The 19,257-nt window shown below is 33.4% G+C and carries 16 protein-coding genes; 6 read left to right on the forward strand and 10 right to left on the reverse strand.

Annotation, left to right across the window (positions count from 1 at the left end; genetic code table 11):
• Positions 1 to 363: 363 nt before the first annotated feature.
• The 3 genes from ACNRYB_RS00600 to ACNRYB_RS00610 form a co-directional block, all read right to left on the reverse strand.
• Complete coding sequence (locus ACNRYB_RS00600) at positions 364 to 1,083, reverse strand: CREC-EF hand family protein (RefSeq protein WP_066033694.1); 720 nt, start codon at positions 1,081 to 1,083, stop codon at positions 364 to 366.
• A gap of 90 nt (positions 1,084 to 1,173) precedes the next feature.
• Positions 1,174 to 3,639 (reverse strand): TonB-dependent receptor, encoded by a 2,466-nt coding sequence (locus ACNRYB_RS00605; protein WP_473728948.1) that lies wholly within the window; start codon positions 3,637 to 3,639, stop codon positions 1,174 to 1,176.
• A gap of 12 nt (positions 3,640 to 3,651) precedes the next feature.
• Positions 3,652 to 5,334 (reverse strand): M23 family metallopeptidase, encoded by a 1,683-nt coding sequence (locus ACNRYB_RS00610; protein WP_473728949.1) that lies wholly within the window; start codon positions 5,332 to 5,334, stop codon positions 3,652 to 3,654.
• 181 nt (positions 5,335 to 5,515) lie between these two features.
• Here ACNRYB_RS00610 and ACNRYB_RS00615 point away from each other — a divergent pair, with 181 nt between their 5' ends.
• From ACNRYB_RS00615 to rny, 3 genes are all read left to right on the forward strand, one after another.
• A complete protein-coding gene (locus ACNRYB_RS00615; RefSeq protein WP_111363708.1) occupies positions 5,516 to 5,806 on the forward strand; it encodes a hypothetical protein in 291 nt (96 codons plus the stop codon).
• 4 nt (positions 5,807 to 5,810) lie between these two features.
• A complete protein-coding gene (locus ACNRYB_RS00620; RefSeq protein ID WP_008464801.1) occupies positions 5,811 to 6,104 on the forward strand; it encodes a cell division protein ZapA in 294 nt (97 codons plus the stop codon).
• A 209-nt stretch (positions 6,105 to 6,313) separates the two neighbouring features.
• Entirely contained in the window at positions 6,314 to 7,873 is a 1,560-nt protein-coding gene (gene rny / locus ACNRYB_RS00625) for a ribonuclease Y (protein WP_111363704.1), read from the forward strand.
• A 75-nt stretch (positions 7,874 to 7,948) separates the two neighbouring features.
• On the opposite strand, the gene ACNRYB_RS00630 is transcribed toward rny, so the two are convergent.
• The 5 genes from ACNRYB_RS00630 to ACNRYB_RS00650 all read right to left on the reverse strand — a co-directional run bounded on the left by ACNRYB_RS00630 (position 7,949) and on the right by ACNRYB_RS00650 (position 12,589).
• Positions 7,949 to 9,469: a sensor histidine kinase gene (locus ACNRYB_RS00630; protein WP_473728950.1), complete on the reverse strand. Its 1,521-nt coding sequence runs from the start codon at positions 9,467 to 9,469 to the stop codon at positions 7,949 to 7,951.
• Positions 9,470 to 9,616: 147 nt separating this feature from the next.
• Complete coding sequence (gene xerD / locus ACNRYB_RS00635; protein ID WP_473728951.1) at positions 9,617 to 10,513, reverse strand: site-specific tyrosine recombinase XerD; 897 nt, start codon at positions 10,511 to 10,513, stop codon at positions 9,617 to 9,619.
• Positions 10,514 to 10,595: 82 nt separating this feature from the next.
• Positions 10,596 to 11,102: a hypothetical protein gene (locus ACNRYB_RS00640; protein ID WP_473728952.1), complete on the reverse strand. Its 507-nt coding sequence runs from the start codon at positions 11,100 to 11,102 to the stop codon at positions 10,596 to 10,598.
• A 130-nt stretch (positions 11,103 to 11,232) separates the two neighbouring features.
• Positions 11,233 to 11,811 (reverse strand): porin family protein, encoded by a 579-nt coding sequence (locus ACNRYB_RS00645; protein ID WP_066033688.1) that lies wholly within the window; start codon positions 11,809 to 11,811, stop codon positions 11,233 to 11,235.
• Between the two features lie 217 nt (positions 11,812 to 12,028).
• Positions 12,029 to 12,589 (reverse strand): outer membrane beta-barrel protein, encoded by a 561-nt coding sequence (locus ACNRYB_RS00650; protein WP_473728953.1) that lies wholly within the window; start codon positions 12,587 to 12,589, stop codon positions 12,029 to 12,031.
• 290 nt (positions 12,590 to 12,879) lie between these two features.
• Here ACNRYB_RS00650 and ACNRYB_RS00655 point away from each other — a divergent pair, with 290 nt between their 5' ends.
• The 3 genes from ACNRYB_RS00655 to ACNRYB_RS00665 all read left to right on the forward strand — a co-directional run bounded on the left by ACNRYB_RS00655 (position 12,880) and on the right by ACNRYB_RS00665 (position 16,603).
• Entirely contained in the window at positions 12,880 to 13,440 is a 561-nt protein-coding gene (locus ACNRYB_RS00655) for a porin family protein (RefSeq protein ID WP_473728954.1), read from the forward strand.
• Positions 13,441 to 13,564: 124 nt separating this feature from the next.
• Positions 13,565 to 13,978 carry a type II 3-dehydroquinate dehydratase gene (gene aroQ, locus ACNRYB_RS00660; protein WP_066035150.1) on the forward strand — a complete coding sequence of 138 codons (414 nt, stop codon included), beginning with the start codon at positions 13,565 to 13,567 and terminating at the stop codon, positions 13,976 to 13,978.
• A 135-nt stretch (positions 13,979 to 14,113) separates the two neighbouring features.
• Entirely contained in the window at positions 14,114 to 16,603 is a 2,490-nt protein-coding gene (locus tag ACNRYB_RS00665) for a DUF5686 and carboxypeptidase regulatory-like domain-containing protein (RefSeq protein WP_473728955.1), read from the forward strand.
• A 250-nt stretch (positions 16,604 to 16,853) separates the two neighbouring features.
• On the opposite strand, the gene ACNRYB_RS00670 is transcribed toward ACNRYB_RS00665, so the two are convergent.
• Together ACNRYB_RS00670 and murA are read right to left on the reverse strand one after the other, a co-directional pair.
• A complete protein-coding gene (locus ACNRYB_RS00670; protein ID WP_473728956.1) occupies positions 16,854 to 17,729 on the reverse strand; it encodes a cation diffusion facilitator family transporter in 876 nt (291 codons plus the stop codon).
• A gap of 154 nt (positions 17,730 to 17,883) precedes the next feature.
• Entirely contained in the window at positions 17,884 to 19,197 is a 1,314-nt protein-coding gene (gene murA, locus ACNRYB_RS00675) for a UDP-N-acetylglucosamine 1-carboxyvinyltransferase (RefSeq protein ID WP_473728957.1), read from the reverse strand.
• Positions 19,198 to 19,257 lie beyond the last annotated feature (60 nt).

Genomic DNA, 19,257 nt, shown 5'->3' on the forward strand with positions numbered 1-19,257 from the left:
ACGTTTCTGATTATGTTCCGTAGGAACATTTCATCGGTAGAAAAATTATATAGTTACGCTTATTATACGTTCCGTAGGAACGTTTGATTTTTGGTATGTTTTTTTTTAAAACAATGCAACGCCAAACGTTCCTACGGAACGTAAATTGATTGGTCATCATTTTTTTTCTACCGACCAGACATCCCTACGGAATGACAACTTGATGCATCAAAATGAAAAATGCTGTTTCATTAACAAAAGCAGTTAAAAAAAGAGAGGCTGTATCAATAAATTGATACAGCCTCTCTTTTATGAAAATCTTTTTAATCCTTTTAATCTGTGGCTAAAAAACCTAGAATCTTAGTGTCTTAGTATCTTAGCAACTTAAATCGGTTTATAACTCTTCACTTCCCATTTTTTAGAAGCCAAATCTATATAATTGTAATGAAGAACATCATTTTTATCAAACTGACCGTTTTGATTAGTGTCTTCAATAGTTCTAAAATACAAACGATTTTTAGATTCGATTAAGCTCCAATCTACTAACTCTTGAAGATCTGCTGAAACTTTGGTGAAATTTTCTCCGCTGATGTCACTTAAGTATAAAGTTTTAATATCGCTCGTGTCTATTTTACCATCTTTATTAGTATCTGAATCTGTCAGCGTGTAAACCATCACATTATTATGCGTTCTGTCTGCAACCGTTTTTAAATACGTAGCCGTTAAAATCAAAACCGGTTTATCTGATAATGGTCGGATAGAATCTGAATCTACTTTTTGAAATTTTAAATTCTGAAGATATCCTGTAATTTCATATTCGCCTAAATTAGAAATTGTAAAACTCACATCATTTACGCTCGAAGAACCATAACGCGCCTTAGATCCTCTTTCAAAAACCCTTAAATCTCCAACTGGATGAATTAAATAACTTGTTCCTTCCATTTGAATTGGCAAATCTGCAATTTCAATTTGAGTTGTATCGGCTTTAGTAACACTTACTTTGTTTGAAGCGCCATAACTTACTTTTGGTTTTTGAACTTCCTCTCGACAGCTGATTACTGTTCCGACAAGTATTAGCGCGATATATTTAAAATACTTTTTCATCTACAATGATTATATACGATTATCAAATATACTATTTTTGATTGTAATTTTTGTTTTTATTGAATTTTACTGAACAATTACGAAGCAGTATTACAGCCTCGCATTTATCTTAACGTTAAAAACCCTCGAAGTCATATAATTTGGAATGGCATATTGATTTTTTGAATACACGTCACGAACCCAAGTATTGGTAATAGCATTTTGATTATTGAAAAGATTGAAAATTTCCAGTCCAACAGCCAATTCTTTAAAGTTTTTCAGCCAGCCTTTTTTTGTATTTTGCGTACTAGCGTCTACAAAAACTTTTGCAAAACCAATATCTGCTCTCCTGTAATCATTTAATCGGTTTTGATATAAATACGGATCAGAATATGCTGGCGCACCTCCAGGCAAACCTGTATTGTAAACCAAATTCAAATACACTTTTACACTTGGAATATTCGGCATGTAATCCTGAAACAACATCGCAAATTTCAATCGCTGATCTGTCGGACGGGCAATATATCCTTTGTTTTCGTAATTCTCCTCTGTTTTCATATACCCAAAACTTACCCAAGATTCTGTTCCTGGAACAAATTCTCCGTTTAATCTGAAATCAAGACCTTGCGCATACGCTTTCGCATTATTATTGGCAACGTAACGGATTCGGACATTATCAATCGAATACACATTTACATCAGAAAGCGATTTATAATAAAGTTCTGTTACCCATTTAAAAGGACGATTCCACATTTTAAAATTATAATCATTTCCTAAAACCACATGAATAGCTTCCTGAGCTTTCACATTCGGATTTACAACTCCATCCAAATCACGCAATTCTCTATAAAATGGCGGCTGATGATACAATCCGCCCGAAATTCTGAAAACCATATCGCGGTCCCAATCTGGTTTTATGGCAAATTGCGCACGCGGACTTACCACAAACTGCGTTTTTCCTTCCTCTAAAGCTCCCGCTACATTCCAGCCTTGAAAACGCGCTCCTAAATGATACCAAATCTGACTTGAACCAATTTCCAACTGCTTGTTCCATTGTGCATAACCCGAAAATCTATTTATAGTATTAAAATTTGTTGCGCGGATATTTTGATATGGCAAAAGCGGTCCCGTGTAAGGCGTGTAAGGTTCGTTGTTTTTTGGAAGAATAACCAAAGGCGGATTTATAGAAAATCCAGCTGAATCAATAACTTCCCACTCCACTACTCGATCTCGGATTGATTCTCTGGTATATTTTAAACCAAATTCCAATTGGCTTTCTTTCCAGTCTTTAGTTCCTTTCAGTTCAATATTTGCGATTAAAGCATCCAAATCATTTCGAGCATGATTTAATTGAGAACCAATTCCACGAGTAAAATCAACTGCTGATGCGTTTTCTGGATCTTCAGCATTTGCATTGCCTAAACGATATTGCGCCAAAATATCAAAATGTTCTTTTTCTGTCGTGTGAAATAACGAACCTATCAATTTAAGAGTAAGCGTAGGCGAAGCTTTATAAGTGGTTTTTAAAGCGCCGAAATAAGTATCGTATTGATCTTTTTCCTGTCCATCGTAATAAACTGCAAGTGCCATCGGCTGATCTGCTGTTCCAAAATTAGTTTGGCGCACCAAAGGCTCATACGAATATTTGTTCTGAGAAATATTTCCTAAAAAACTCATTTGCCATTTTTCAGAAATATCATAATTCACATTGGTTTGAATATCGGCAAAAGTTGGTTTATAATTCGTCTCCGTATCTTGACTATTTACCAAAAGACTATTATTTCTGTAACGAACCCCTGTTACGGCTGACCACTTTTTATTTTTAGAAACCAAATCAACCGCAGCACTTCCACCTAAAAAACTGGCTTCAAAAGCAGCACCAAACTGAGTTGGTTTACGATACGTAATATCTAAAACAGAAGATAATTTGTCTCCAAACTTCGCTTGAAATCCACCAGCAGAAAATTCAACATTTTGAACCAAATCTGTATTGGTAAAACTTAATCCTTCCTGCTGTCCTGAACGAATTAAAAACGGACGATATACTTCTACTTCGTTTACATAAACTAGATTTTCATCATAATTTCCGCCACGAACCATATATTGCGTACTTAATTCGTTATTTGAATTAACGCCAGGAAGTGTTTTCAGAATATTTTCTATTCCTGCATTTGCACCCGGAATCTTTTTTATGGTTTCAGTATCAACAGAAGTTATTCCTTGAACTCGTTTTCTGTTTCCAGAAGAAACAAAAACTTCTCCCATTTGCTCTTCAGAATTACTCATAATCGGATTAAAAACAAAAACTTCATTTGTTTTTAAACTGACAGTCAAACTCATCATTTTTAAAGAAACGTGAGTAAAAATCAGCGAAACCTTTTTGTTTGACGGAATTTCAATTTCATAAAAACCATTTGAATCAGATTGCGCTGTAATATCTTGCGAAGAAACATTTACCCCTGCAACAGGATGTTTTTCATTATCTAAAATAAGCCCTTTAATACGAGCGTTCTGAGCTAATGCGATACAGCTGAAAAATAAAAAAAGAAATACGAATGTAAACCTGTTGTAACTCAAAGATTTTGGGTTTTATTTTTGTTGACTTCTAAAAAAACGAGTTTCAAAGATAGTAGTATTTCCTACATTATCAACAACTTCAACTTTTAATACGTTTTCTCCTTCTGCTAAATACTGATCATCAAAAGTATGCGTAATTCTTCTCGCTTTATTTTCGTATTCAAACAAAACCCAACTTCCGTTCAAATATCCGTTATAAGATTTTATTCCAGACAAAGAATCGCTTATTGTTAAATCGATTTTCTTTTGATCGCTAATCCATTTTCCTTCAATTGGTTTTGCAATTTTAACAACTGGCGGAATCGTATCGAGAACTAAACCGTAAGTCCCTAATATTTTTGCTTTTGCAGTAAAAACATCACCTTTTCTGATTGTTCCGTTATAACTTGTTCCTTTACCAATATAAAGTTTATCTCGTAAAGATTCTGGATAAGTATCATCTTTTATGGTAATCGTAAAATTAGAATGTGCAGGAACAGTATCGTCATGAATAAAAATTTTGTTATTTCTCACATCAAAATTCATATTGAAGTCATCGTAAAAAGTTCCAGCAGGAAAGAAAACTGACATATTGTCTTTCTCAAAATTGGCATCTCTATTATACTTAATAAAATACTTTCCGTTTGTTGACTCCGATTCTACAAGTGTTGTCGCAGCATCAAACTCAATTGGAACTGTAATCGAATTCATATTCCCAAAATAATCTGAAACTTCAATTTTGTAATTTGAAGTTAGATTAGGTTCAGCTTTTACTATACCGCGAAGCGAATCTGTTTTGATGATGCTTAACGCAAAAGGCGTTTTCATAAAAAGTTTTTGTACTCGCTGTCCCGATTTTTTATATCGTGAATAATCGATCAAAGCATTGATATAACGCATTTCATCAAAAGAATACGTATTAAACTGATAATTATAATTCTGATTACCGTTTAAAAAAGTCGAAACATTAAAAACTCCATTTTTATTATGCGACACATCATCCGTATCGACAGCATTAATTCCGAAACCAATTTTTCCGTTAGCTTTAACTTTTGAAGCTAGATAAGTTCCGTCTTTTTGAAGTGCCATATTTACCAACAAAGGCTGTTTTGACTGATTTACCGTTGCATTATCTAAAGGATAAACATACAAACTAGACAAAGTTGGTTTTTTGGTATCTTTTAAATTTTGGTCAAAGCCAAAGAAAATTGGGTTGATCACAAACTCTGTTTTTGTATCACGAATTTCAAAATGAAGATGCGGTCCTTCTGACGAACCTGTATTTCCTGAAAGCCCGATTATATCGCCTTTCTTAACTGGAAGCTCATCTGGCTTTGGAAACATTTCAATCTCATAGGCTTTTTCTTTGTAATGCGTTTTTTTTACATAATCTAAAATTGTTCCAGTTGGTGTTTGCAAATGCCCGTAGACAGAAGTATATCCATTTGGATGCGTTATATAAATACATTTTCCGTTTCCAAAAGTCGAAATTTTAATTCGCGAAACATATCCATCTGCAATTGCATGCACGCTTAAACCTTCTCTCTGATTGGTTTTTAAATCAAAACCAGCATGAAAATGATTCGGTCTTAACTCCCCAAAATTACCGGAAAGTTGCATTGGAATATCTAACGGGGGACGGAAATAATCTTTAGGATATTGTGTTTGACCAAACACAGAATTACAAATTAAAAGGGCAAGTACATATATTCTCATAAACAACATTTTTGCTAAGATAAGCAAAAATAAGCCAACAAAAGCAAGAAAAAAGCTTCAAAAACCCAATTAATTGAATTACAATATATTTATCTAAAATAATGCAAAAAAATCGATAAAAAATTGCATTAATAAAAAGGAATATTAACTTTGTAGGATTAAGTAATGAATAGGATGTATAATGAGTGTAATTGCAGAAATAATTGATACTCTTGAATATAAAGTTGAAAAGCTTTTTGAGAAATCAAAAGCCTTTGAACAAAACAATCAAGCTCTACGATTAGAACTAGCCAAAGCTGCGCAAATTATCCAGAAACAATCTGAGGAAATGGAAGCTTTGAAGAAGCAAAATGAAACACTTAAGATAGCCAATTCGTTGCTTGGCAGCGACAATAACAAGAGAGAGACAAAGCTTAAAATAAATTCATTAATTCGCGAAATTGATTACTGCATAGCGCAACTATCAGATTAATAACATGGACGGAAAGCTTAGAATTAAAATATCAATTGCCGACCGCGTTTACCCACTTACGGTTGAACCGGCTCAGGAAGAAGGACTTAGAAGTGCTTCTAAAAAAATTGATGCCATGATCAAGCAGTTCGAAGAAAATTACGCGGTTCGTGACAAACAAGATGTTCTAGCTATGTGTGCATTGCAATTTGCATCGCAGGTAGAACAAAAACAGATTGATAATGCAATCGATGGAGAAGAAACTATCGAAAGAATTAAAAGATTAAATACGCTTTTAGATCAATATCTCGAAAATTAAACGTTCTTTACAGAAACTAAGATACTGCCTACATTAGTTCACATTTGGTAAACTCAACACTAACAATTTAGAATGAGCAAATCGTCGCTACTATAGTATGCCCTCCTTTTGGCTGGGAAACTTGAACAGTGAGTTAGCTCAAAACTTGTCTTTACGAGTTTATACAAGCAATTAATGTAGGCTTTTTTTATATATAAACCCTAACAAACATGGACATCATAACGATCATTATTGGTATTGTAGGTATTGCGGCAGGATTTGCAATAGCTAAAATTATCGAGAAAAGTAATATTTCAAACCTAATTAAAAACGCTAAAAAAGAAGCGGCTTCTATCTTAAAAGACGCAAATTTAGAAGCTGAAAACATCAAAAAAGATAAAATTCTTCAAGCAAAAGAGCGTTTTATCGAACTAAAATCAGAACACGAACAAGTTATTTTAGCGCGTGATAAAAAAGTTGCTGAAGTAGAAAAACGCGTTCGCGATAAAGAATCTCAAGTTTCTAATGAACTTTCTAAAGCTAAAAAAATAAACGAAGATTTTGAAGCTAAAACAGCCGAATACAACAATAAAATTGAAGTTTTAGACAAAAAACAAGCTGAAGTTGACAAACTTCACAAAAGCCAATTACAGCAATTAGAAGTAATCTCTGGTCTTTCTGCTGAGGAAGCTAAAGAACAATTGGTAGAAGGATTAAAAGCTGAAGCTAAAACAAAAGCAATGTCTCATATTCAAGAAACTATTGAAGAGGCAAAATTGACTGCACAGCAAGAAGCTAAAAAAATCATCATCAATACTATTCAAAGAGTCGGAACGGAAGAAGCGGTAGAAAACTGCGTTTCTGTTTTCAACATTGAATCTGACGATGTAAAAGGTAGAATTATCGGTCGTGAAGGACGTAACATTAGAGCGCTTGAAGCTGCAACTGGAGTTGAAATTATTGTTGATGATACGCCAGAAGCAATTATTCTTTCTTGCTTTGATCCAGTTCGTAGAGAAATTGCTCGTTTGTCTTTACACAAATTAGTAACTGACGGACGTATTCACCCAGCACGTATCGAAGAAGTTGTGGCTAAAACTGCAAAACAAATCGACGACGAAATTATTGAAGTTGGTAAACGTACGGTTATCGACTTAGGAATTCACGGTTTACACCCAGAATTAATTAAAGTTGTAGGTAGAATGAAATACCGTTCTTCTTACGGGCAAAACTTATTACAGCACTCGAGAGAGGTTTCTAAACTTTGCGGTATTATGGCGGCAGAATTAGGATTGAACGTGAAATTAGCAAAAAGAGCTGGTTTATTACACGATATCGGAAAAGTGCCAGATACAGAAAGCGATTTGCCACACGCACTTTTAGGTATGCAGTGGGCTGAGAAATACGGTGAAAAAGAAGAAGTATGCAACGCAATTGGAGCTCACCACGATGAGATTGAAATGAAATCTTTATTGTCTCCAATCATTCAGGTTTGTGATGCTATTTCTGGAGCTAGACCAGGCGCTAGACGTCAGGTTCTCGATTCTTACATCCAACGTTTGAAAGACCTTGAAGATGTAGCTTACGGATTCAGCGGAGTTAAAAACGCTTATGCAATCCAAGCTGGTAGAGAGCTTCGTGTAATTGTGGAAAGCGAAAAAGTTTCTGATGACAATGCAGCAAACTTATCTTTCGAAATTTCACAAAAAATTCAAACAGAAATGACTTATCCTGGACAAGTAAAAGTTACAGTTATTAGAGAAACTAGAGCTGTAAACATTGCTAAATAATCTGGGAGATAATATATAGAAAAAAATAAAGGCTGTCAATTGACAGCCTTTATTTTTATTTAGCTCTTTGCAGGTTTACATATCATTAAAAACGATTTTAAAGCTTGTCCCAACCCCTACTTCACTTTCCACTTCAACCGTTCCTTTCATCGCTTCAATTTGATTTCTTGTAATGTATAAACCAATACCTCGAGCTTCTTCATGCTTATGAAAGGTTTTATACATTCCGAACAATAAATCTCCATACACCTTCAAATCAATCCCTAGACCATTATCTGTAATCTTAAGCGATTTAAAACCTTCAGGCTCGATTGCAAAATCAAAAGTAATTACGGGATCACGATCTGGATGGGCATATTTAATTGCGTTTGTTGCAAAATTCAACAAAACACTTTCCATATAGGCCGGATTAAAATTAATCGTTAAATACTTGGGAACGTTGTTTATAATGGTGACTTTTCGCTCTTTATGATACCCTTTAATCGTTGAAATAGTTTTCTCGATATATTCACAAAGTTTTAGTGGCACTACCGCAATATTAATATTACTCTGCGTTTTTACAATTTGGGTAAGATTCGAAATAGTTTCATTCAGATCATTAGAAACGGTGCGTAAATATTCCAGCATTTCTGTCACGGTCTGTTTACTAACATCTGCATCAATAAGATCTAAAATCGATTTTATATTTCCTGCCTGAGTATTTAAATTATGAGAAACAATATGAGAAAAGTTCAATAAACGACTATTTTGATCACTATACAGTTTCATGGTTTTCATAAGCTCCAACTCTTTTTCTTTTTGAGCTGAAACATCTGTATGCGTTCCAATTACACGCAAAGGCTTTCCGTTTTCATCACGTTTGATAACTTTTCCACGATCCAGAATCCATTTATAATTACCGCTGGAAGTCATTACACGATGATAATTTTCATAAAACGGAATTTTATTATCAAAATGTTCGTGGATATCCGAATAATATTTCGGAAGATCATCTGGATGCACAATTTTATCCCATCGTTCTGGATCATCAAAAATATCAGTCGATTCCAGTTCTAAAATTTTAAGAGACAGAGAAGAGTAAAAAACCCTATTGGTGACCATATCCCAATCCCAAATTCCGGCAGTAGAAGCATCTAAGGCAAATTGAAAACGCTCTTCAGAAATTCGAAGCTTTTCTTCTTTATCTTTTAGTTCGGTAATATCCGAAACGTGTCCGTAAAAAACAACATTTCCATTTACTGCAGATTCTGTTTTTGCTGCAATCTTAAACCAACGAATTCCTTTTTTGGGTAGAGTGGCTCTAAATTCGATTTCCCAAGGCTTTATTTCTTTTCTTGCTGTAACCAAAGACTGAAAAAAAAGTTCGCGATCTTGAGGTAAAATGCGATCGTAAACTATAAACTTTATATCGTTATTAAAATCGGCTGCAGAAAGTTCAAATATTTCATCTGCTGATTTACTTACAAGGGGAAATGTGTAATTATTATCAGCATCAATAACAAATTGAAAAAGCAGGTCAGGCATTTCAGCCAACAATTTTTTATAAAAATTATTTACCTCTAAGCAATCTTCATTTCCATACAAATCAAAAACCATATACTACCTTTTAATGTAAATAAAATACTTCAAGCTTCTTCTTTAAAAAGAGAGAAAAATCACAACATATTATTGTTTTGCTTTTATTACAACAAGATTTTAACACAATATATAAATTTTTGCAATATTACATGCAAAATTGAGAAATTATTTTCTCGGATGAAAACTATGCATCACTTCTTTTAGAAAGCTTCGATCTAAATGCACGTAAATTTCTGTTGTTGTAATTGATTCATGACCAAGCATTAACTGAATAGATCTTAAGTCAGCACCATTCTCAAGCAGATGCGTTGCAAATGAATGACGTAAGGTATGCGGACTTATACTTTTTTTCAGGCCCATTTTCTGTGCAAGATCTTTAATGATGGTAAAAACCATTGCACGAGTTAACTGATTCCCACGTCGATTTAAAAACAAAGTATCTTCTGCGCCTTTTCTAATATTGAGATTGCAACGAATCGCATTTCTATATATATCAATATATTTTTGAGTTAGAGGCCCTATCGGAACAAATCTTTCTTTGTTTCCTTTTCCCGTAATTTTAATAAACCCTTCATCAAAAAAAAGATCTGAAATTTTAAGCGTAATCAATTCAGAAACACGTAATCCGCAACCATACAAAGTTTCGAGCATTGCGCGGTTTCTCTCGCCTTCATTGGTGCTTAAATCAATTGTTTCGATCAGCGCATCAATTTCCTGAAGCGATAAAGTGTCAGGCAATTTTCGGCCTGTTTTTGGCGCCTCAATTAATTCTAAAGGATTGTCATTTCTATAATCTTCAAAAACCAGATAATTAAAAAAACTTTTAAGCCCAGAAATAATCCTCGCCTGTGATCTCGGATTTACTTCTTTAGCTACTGTATAAATAAACTGCTGTAATGTTTCATCAGAAATTTTTATTGGCGAAACATCTATTTGATTCGTTTCTAAAAAAAGACATAAACGTTCAATATCAAAGCCGTAATTTTCGATTGTATTTTTAGACAAACCTCTCTCTATCCTCAAATACGACTGATAATCTTTTATATATCTGCTCCAATTCATATTTACAAAGTAAGTAATTTTTTTGGCATAAAAAAACCTTCTCTACTTGGAGAAGGTTCCATAAAATTTATTAAACTATAAACTAAAATTTATAATTAAACCCAATATTTAAAGAAGATAGAGTAGCATCATCAGATATTCCTTTATAAGAGGCAAACAATTCAATTTTTTTATTCTGATAACCAAATTTAGGCTGATACAAAACTCCTCCATCTCCGCTACCGCTTGATGCATAGATTGCATAACCTAAATCAACACCAACAAACAAATTATCTGTTATCGAATATTGTGCAGTTGCTGCCAATGGAACAAAACCAGCATTAGGACTTTTAATTCTGTATGATATATCCCCATAATCATAACTGTCAGATTTAGGAACATAAGCGGTATAACCTGTAGTTGCACCAACGCTAAATTTATCAGCAACATTCCAAAGATATGCAACATCCACACCTAAATTCGCAGAATAGGAATCTTTTAAATCTCCTAGAACGACTCCGACGTGAGCTCCAACCTTAAAGTTTCCGTCTTGCGCATTTGCAAAAGTAAATACCATAACTGCAACCGCAGATAAAAAAAGTTTCTTCATTTTTATTTGTTTTGGTTAAAATTCTGTCAAATATAAAAATATACTTACTTACTAACTTATATTACAAAAAAAGTTTACATAAAAAAACCTTCCATTATTTAGGAAGGTTTTTTTTTAATATTTTAATGTTTTAATTAAATTTATAAGCCGCAGTTATAGCAAAAACACTGTTTTTTGGACTATCGTAATATTCGTCCCAAGTATCTGCATCATTATCTGCAATATTAGACAAACCTACTGTATAACGAGCACCAACTGAGAAGTTATCAGTAAAGTTATATCCAAGTCCGAAATTAAATCCCGTATCAACAGATTTGAAACCATCTTTCACATCTCTGCCTTCACTTTTAGCAGAAACTAAAAATCCTAATTGTGGTCCAGCCTCAGCAGTAAATTGTTTTGTGATATAAAACTTCGCTAAAACAGGCACATTAATATAATTTAATTTAGTATCAAATTTATCGCCTGCAAACTTCAATTTAGCGCCTTGAGTAGAGAACAAAAGCTCTGGCTGAATAGATAATCTTTCAATAACTTTAATCTCAGCAAAACCTCCTACTTGAAAACCTACTAAAGAGTTAGCATCCCAATAATTTCCGCCTGCAAAAGTTGTAATATTAAGACCTCCTTTTATTCCAAATCTTGTTTCCTGAGCATTTGTGAATGCAAAAGCCATAATTGCAATGGCAGATAAAATAATTTTTTTCATTCTAATTTGTTTTGGGTTAAATTAATGAGCCAAATATAAAAATATTCTTCATAAATCTACATTAGGAATTTAACAAATAAAATAGTAACTAACAGGCTAATTGTTAATTCTAGATTAAATCAATTTAAAAATTAGAATTTTTCACATTACAAAAAACAACAAAAAAAGCCTCTCTCATTATGAGAAAAGCTTAAAAAAAATTAACTAAATCTTTTTTTTAGAATTTATAAACAACTCCGAAACTTACATCTCTTAAGTCTGTACCAAAGCCAAAAGAATTAGTTTTGTCAGCTCCATGTCCTCCATTGTTGTTTACGCTGTATCCTAAACCAAGCCAAGTTGCTTCAATTGCAAAATGATTAGATAAGAAATAGCTCAAACCTAAACCCAGGTTAGCTCCAATTTCATTCGATTTGGCATCACTTGGCTTGTACTTGTAATTTGTAAAATCAAGACCAGCTTGTCCATAGATTGAAAATTGAGAAGCAGGCGTAAAATAGTATCTACCAAAAGCTCCAGCTGTAAATGAGTTTGTTTTATCATCACCTACTTTATCTGAACCAAATCCTAATTTTGCTCCAATCGCAATATTTTCAGTAACAAAATAACCTACTTTTGGCTCAATTGTGAAACCGCTACTTTTAGCATCACCTGTTTTTTCTGAACTCACATTCAATGCTCCAGAAATAAATGTATCTCCTTTTGCGAATCCTCCCGTTTGTGCATTAGCAAATGTAAAGCCTAATACTGCAATAGCAGCCAAAACAATTTTTTTCATAATTTTTAAAATATTATTTGATTAACATTCGACAAAACTAAGATTAGACTTACAAAATAAACTCCGCAATAAGTTTAAAAAGTATTAAAATAAGACAAAAATGAAATCGATATAGACTAATTGAAAATCAAAGCATTGAAAGAAGAAAAGGCATTTATGAGACAAGAAAAAGCAATTTGAGTGGGAATTTTAGTAATTATTTAATCCAAATTATAATGCAATAAAATGCTAAATATGTAGTTTTGAACTTTAAATAACATTTTAAAATACCAATTTTTAAAAACCTTTTTATGAAGAAAATAATTTTAGCAGCTGTAATGTTCATTGCAACATCAGCGGCAGTAAACGCACAATTTGTACAAATCGGGGTTAAAGCAGGGGTTAACTTTGCCAACCAAACTGGAGGTTCTGATTTTGATGGAATTTCCGTTGACAAAGAAGGTATTACAAGTTACCACGCAGGTCTTGTAGCAGAACTTAAATTATTAGAAAAATTCTCAATTCAGCCAGAACTTTTATATACTACACAAGGAGCAGAATACAAAAGTGCTGTACAGGATTTTAAAAACGAAATGGGTTATATCGCTATTCCTGTAATGGCAAAATTCTACATGACTAAATCTCTTAGTTTAGAACTTGGTCCACAAGCATCATTCCTTGTTAGCAATAAAAAAGAATTTGATGTTGCAGATCCAAAAACATTTGATTTCTCTCTTAATGCTGGTTTAGGATTAAAAGTTGTTGGAGGTCTTTTTGTTCAAGCACGTTATGGAATAGGTTTAACAGAAATTTCAGAAGAAGCTGATTTTAAAAACTCAGTATTCCAAATTTCAGCAGGATATATGTTCTAAAAGAATATCACATACTTTTATAAAAACCGCTCTATTTATTAGTGCGGTTTTTTTTATTTTTACAAAGTTCAATGACAATTGCAAAATCAATTGCAATGTCAATATCTCAAAATAAAAAAAACTTATGAAAATCTGCATTATCAACGGACCAAATTTGAATCTTTTAGGAAAACGCGAACCAGAAGTTTACGGAAGCCAGACTTTTGAAGATTATTTTGAAACGTTGAAACAAAAATTCCCAAACATTGAACTTTCATATTACCAAAGCAATATTGAAGGCGAATTGATTGGCAAAATTCAAGAAGTTGGTTTTTCATTTGACGGAATTATTCTGAATGCTGGAGCGTACACACACACTTCCATCGGTTTGGGCGATGCTATGAAAGCCGTTACCACGCCAGTCATTGAGGTTCATATTTCAAATACATATGCGCGCGAAAGCTTTAGACATCAATCGTATTTATCTGGAAATGCAAAAGGTGTTATTCTAGGCTTCGGACTAAAAAGTTACGAATTGGCTATACAGTCTTTTTTATAATATAATGTTATTCTGGACTGAGAATTCGACTTCGACTTCGCTCAGTGAGACAAACTATCATCTCATTCAATTTAACAAATTATTAATAAGCTCAGATTTAACTTATTATATTTTTGTAAGATATACCACATTTGTATGAGAAACTATACTTTACTTGCCTTTCTACTTTTTTCACTTTCTAATTTTGCTCAAATCAGAGGAACTGTAACTGATGATAAAGGAAATCCGCTTCCTTTTGTATCCGTTTTTGAAGAAAACACTTATGCTGGAACCACTACAAATGAACAGGGAAAATATCAGCTGAATGTAAAAGAAATTGGCGGAAACGTTATCACTTTTCAATATTTAGGTTATAAAACTAAAAAAATAACCATTCTTGCTGCGACAAGAATAGTCAATGTAGATGTTAGTCTTGAGGAAGAAAGTTTTGCTTTAAACGAAGTAATCATTGATCCTAAAAACAATCCTGCAAACGCAATTATAAAAAGCGCCATAGCAAATAAAAAAGAAAACTCAGATAAAACAGGAAGATATACAGCCGATTTTTATTCGAAAGGTATGTTTAAAGTTAAAGATCTTCCTAAAAAAATTCTAGGCAAAAAAGTAGAATTGGGCGATGACATGGCTTCGAATCTAGATTCTACTGGAACGGGAATTTTGTATTTATCTGAAACCATTTCGAAAGTGACTTTTGAAAAACCAGATAAACTAAAAGAAAAAATTATTGCTTCAAAAATTTCAGGAAACAATCGCGGTTATAGCTATAATACAGCTGCTTTATCGACTTATGATTTTTACGACAATACTTTAGATTTTGATGTAAAACTCATCTCTCCTATTGCCGACAATGCTTTCAATTATTACAAATACAAATTGGAAAGCACTTTTTATGATGACAACAATCAACAGATAAACAAAATTAAAGTTATTCCTAAACGAGATAAAGAACCCGTTTTTGAAGGTTACATTTATATTGTAGATGACAGTTTTGCGATTTATGCCATTGATCTAGACATTAAAGGGTATCGAATGAAAAACGAGTTTACAGAAGTGATGACTCTAAAACAGAGTTTTAGTTATAACACAAAAAACAAAATCTGGTCTAAAAATGCACAGACGCTTTCTTTTACAGCAGGTATTTTTGGAATAAAATTCTCTGGAAACTTCAATTATGTTTATTCGAATTATGAATTTCCTAATTCTTTTGACAAAAAAACTTTCGGAAACGAAATCGTGGCGTTTGAACTTAATGCCAACAAAAAAGACGATGCTTTCTGGAATGAAATTCGCCCAATACCGTTAACTATTGAAGAAAGCTCTGATTATGCCAAAAAAGACAGTTTGCAGACGATTAGAAAATCAAAAAAGTATACCGATTCTATTGATGCCAGAAACAACAAATTTAAGGTCTGGGATATTTTAATGGGCTATGACTACAAAAACACATTCAAAAAATATTCTTTTGATTATAAAGGCTTACTGAATATAGCTTCTTTGAGTTTCAATACCGTTCAAGGTTTTAATTTAGATTCTGGGTTTTCTTTCAAAAAATGGGATGAAGAAAAAGGAACAAATACTTCGATAAGCACTACTTTCAATTATGGCTTTTCTGATGAACGTTTTCGTGCAATTGGCCAATTCAGCCATCGTTTCAACACTATAAATTATGCTACAATATGGGGCTCTGGCGGTGTAAAAACAGCTCAGTTTAATAGCGCCGAACCCATTTCTAAACTTGTCAATTCTATAAGTTCTTTGTTTTTTAAAGACAACTACATGAAACTGTACAACTTGGAATTTGCAGAAATAAATTATGGACAAGATATTGCAAACGGAATAAATTTTACTGGAAAAATTGGTTACGAACAGCGTAAACCGCTTTTCAATACAACTGATTATTCTTTCTTTAAAAAAGATGACATTTATTCTTCAAACAATCCTTTGGCGCCAAACGATTTTACAACTCCAGCTTTTGACCAGCATCATTTGTTCAAAGCCCTTGTAACAACGAGAATAAATTTTGGCAATAAATATATATCAAGACCTGACGGAAGATATAATTTTAAAAACGATAAATATCCAACAGTTTATTTAGCGTTCGAAAAAGCATTCGCGGCAAGCGAAAAAAAGTATGAATATGAAAGAATTGGTGCTTCTGTCCAATATGATTTATCATTTGGAAACAAAGGTCTTTTAGGAACCAATTTTAGAGCGGGAAAATTCTTTAATGCAGAAAACATCTCATTTATTGATTATAGACATTTTAACGGAAATCAGACTCATATAGAAACAAGTGACCGTTATTTGAATGTTTTTAACATGATGCCTTATTACTCAAATAGCACAAATGACAGTTATTTCGAAATGCATACTGAATATAATGACACTGGTTTTATCATGAATAAAATTCCGCTGTTAAATCTTTTGAAATCGACTATGAATATTGGCTTTCATGCTTTAGCAATTCCCGATCGAAAACCATATTCTGAGTTCACCATCGGTCTAGATAATTTAGGTTTTGGAAAATTCAAATTATTCAGAGTAGATTATGTGCATTCTTATCAAGGTGGCATTCAGCAAAACGGGGTGGTTTTTGGCTTGAAAATCTTAAATGCATTAGATTAAAAAAAGATACTAAGGTTCTGAGATGCTAAGATTCTAAGTTTTTCTTTTAATACCTAATAGTTATTCTTGTCAAGCTTAGCGAAGTCGAAGCCCTCACAAAGATTTTCAATCTTAAAAAAAATCAGCTTAATTTATAATCTGGTTTCAAGTAGATTGTAAATTAAGCTGATTTTTAAATTAATCCTTGTCAAAGTTTAAAACTTTGACAAGGAAAAAGCTTAGAATCTTAGCATCTCAGAACCTTAGAATCTTAGGAATAATCATCTGGTTCAACATGAATTAACACATGTCCAAGTTCTGGAATTTCTTTTCTTAAAGTATCTTTTAATAAATGTGCCAAATCATGCCCTTCTTTAACCGAAATTTTTGCCGAAACAATTGCATGCAAATCAACATGATATTTCATTCCAGCTTTACGGATAAAGCATTTTTCAGTACCCAAAATCCCTGGAACCGTTAGTGCTACAACACGGATTTCTTCAACCAAATCTTCATGAAGGTTTTCGTCCATGATTTCGCCAAGCGCAGGTCTGAAAATTTTATAACTATTATAGAGAATAAAAAACGCTGCAAAAAGTGCTGCCCAATCATCAGCAGACTCATAGCCTTTTCCCATAATTAAAGCAATCGAAATTCCGATAAATGCAGCCACAGAAGTTATAGCATCGCTTCTATGATGCCAAGCGTCAGCTGCTAGTGAAGTGCTATTAGTCTGTTTACTTCTCTTCATTACCAAACGGAAAGAGTATTCTTTCCAAATAATGATGGCTCCTAAAACATATAATGTCCAAGATTTAGGCAAATCGTGCGAAGTGCCAATATTGGCAATACTTTCATAACCAATAATAGTAGCAGAAGTAATTAAAAATCCAACAACTAGAAAGGTAATAAGTGGCTCTGCACGACCGTGGCCATAAGGATGATTTTCATCTGCTGGTTTATTCGAATATTTGATTCCAAACAACACCAAAAATGACGCAAATATATCCGTCGTTGATTCAATTGCATCTGCAATTAAGGCATAAGAATTGCCAAAAAAACCTGCGAGACCTTTTATAAGGGCCAAGCAGGTATTTCCTATTATACTAAAAATAGTAGCTTTTATAGCTTTTTGTTCATTTGTCATTTAAAGACATTTATTTTTTTGCCACGAATTACACAAATTACACGAAGACTAACATTGTGTTTTATTTCACTAATTTTTAAAAATTAAATTCGTGTAATTGAATTTCAAAAATTAAAAATTAGTGCAATTTGTGTAATTCGTGGCTAACTTTTATTTAAGCTCTCACGATTTTTGCGCCGATTGCTCTTAAACGCTCATCGATACGCTCATATCCACGGTCGATTTGCTCGATATTCTGGATTGTGCTTGTTCCTTTTGCAGAAAGCGCCGCAATCAATAATGAGATTCCCGCACGAATATCTGGAGAGGACATGGTTGTTGCTTTCAATTGAGATTCGAAATTATGCCCCATAACCACAGCTCTGTGCGGATCACATAACATAATTTTTGCTCCCATATCGATTAATTTGTCAACGAAGAACAAACGGCTTTCGAACATTTTTTGGTGAATCAAAACATCTCCTTTTGCTTGAGTTGCTACAACCAAAACAATACTTAACAAGTCAGGTGTAAATCCTGGCCATGGCGCATCGGCAATAGTTAAGATAGAACCGTCAATGTCTGTTTTTACTTCGTACCCATTTGTGTGAGCAGGAATGTAAATATCATCATTACGTTTCTCAACTGTAATTCCAAGTTTTCTAAAAGTATTCGGAATCAATCCTAAGTTTTCCCAGCTTACATTTTTGATTGTGATTTCGCTTTTTGTCATAGCTGCAAGACCAATCCAAGAACCGATTTCAATCATATCCGGAAGAATTCTGTGCTCGCAACCACCAAGGCTTTCAACACCTTCGATAGTCAACAAGTTAGATCCAACTCCAGTGATTTTAGCTCCCATACAGTTAAGCATTTTACACAATTGCTGCAAGTATGGCTCACAAGCAGCGTTGTAAACTGTAGTGGTTCCTTTTGCTAAAACAGCAGCCATTACAATGTTTGCAGTTCCAGTTACAGAAGCTTCGTCAAGAAGCATGTCTGTTCCTTTAAGACCTTCTTCAGGAGTTTCTACTCCGTAAAAATGATCTTCTCTATTGTATCTGAATTTTGCTCCAAGATTGATGAAACCTTCAAAGTGTGTATCTAATCTACGGCGACCGATTTTATCTCCTCCCGGTTTTGGAATATATCCTTTTCCGAAGCGAGCCAAAAGCGGACCAACAATCATAATAGAACCGCGAAGCGCTCCACCTTCTTTCTTGAAAGCTTCTGTTTCTAAATATCCAACATTAACTTCATCAGCTTGAAAAGTAATCGAACCTGGTTCGTTACGTTGAATTTTCACCCCTAAATTCCCCAACAAAGTGATTAATTTATTGATGTCTATAATATCAGGAATGTTATTAATTTTCACTTTCTCTCCTGTTAGAAGCACGGCACATAAAATTTGTAATGCCTCATTCTTTGCTCCTTGTGGAGTGATTTCTCCTTTTAAAGGAGTTCCTCCTTCGATTTTAAAAATTCCCATAGATTTCTTTTAGGTTCTTTCAAAGTTTCTAAGATTCTGAGATTCTAAGATTCTAAGTAA

The sequence above is a fragment of the Flavobacterium sp. CR10 genome, assembly GCF_055814415.1.

Bases quoted from the DNA above. Each gene is read 5' to 3' on its own strand.
- murA (WP_473728957.1), bottom strand. From the start codon at position 19,197: ATGGGAATTTTTAAAATCGAAGGAGGAACTCCTTTAAAAGGAGAAATC.
- ACNRYB_RS00620 (WP_008464801.1), top strand. From the start codon at position 5,811: ATGGACGGAAAGCTTAGAATTAAAATATCAATTGCCGACCGCGTTTAC.
- ACNRYB_RS00615 (WP_111363708.1), top strand. From the start codon at position 5,516: ATGAGTGTAATTGCAGAAATAATTGATACTCTTGAATATAAAGTTGAA.
- ACNRYB_RS00600 (WP_066033694.1), bottom strand. From the start codon at position 1,083: ATGAAAAAGTATTTTAAATATATCGCGCTAATACTTGTCGGAACAGTA.
- ACNRYB_RS00650 (WP_473728953.1), bottom strand. From the start codon at position 12,589: ATGAAAAAAATTGTTTTGGCTGCTATTGCAGTATTAGGCTTTACATTT.
- aroQ (WP_066035150.1), top strand. From the start codon at position 13,565: ATGAAAATCTGCATTATCAACGGACCAAATTTGAATCTTTTAGGAAAA.
- rny (WP_111363704.1), top strand. From the start codon at position 6,314: ATGGACATCATAACGATCATTATTGGTATTGTAGGTATTGCGGCAGGA.
- ACNRYB_RS00655 (WP_473728954.1), top strand. From the start codon at position 12,880: ATGAAGAAAATAATTTTAGCAGCTGTAATGTTCATTGCAACATCAGCG.
- ACNRYB_RS00630 (WP_473728950.1), bottom strand. From the start codon at position 9,469: ATGGTTTTTGATTTGTATGGAAATGAAGATTGCTTAGAGGTAAATAAT.
- ACNRYB_RS00610 (WP_473728949.1), bottom strand. From the start codon at position 5,334: ATGAGAATATATGTACTTGCCCTTTTAATTTGTAATTCTGTGTTTGGT.
- ACNRYB_RS00665 (WP_473728955.1), top strand. From the start codon at position 14,114: ATGAGAAACTATACTTTACTTGCCTTTCTACTTTTTTCACTTTCTAAT.
- xerD (WP_473728951.1), bottom strand. From the start codon at position 10,513: ATGAATTGGAGCAGATATATAAAAGATTATCAGTCGTATTTGAGGATA.
- ACNRYB_RS00670 (WP_473728956.1), bottom strand. From the start codon at position 17,729: ATGACAAATGAACAAAAAGCTATAAAAGCTACTATTTTTAGTATAATA.
- ACNRYB_RS00645 (WP_066033688.1), bottom strand. From the start codon at position 11,811: ATGAAAAAAATTATTTTATCTGCCATTGCAATTATGGCTTTTGCATTC.
- ACNRYB_RS00640 (WP_473728952.1), bottom strand. From the start codon at position 11,102: ATGAAGAAACTTTTTTTATCTGCGGTTGCAGTTATGGTATTTACTTTT.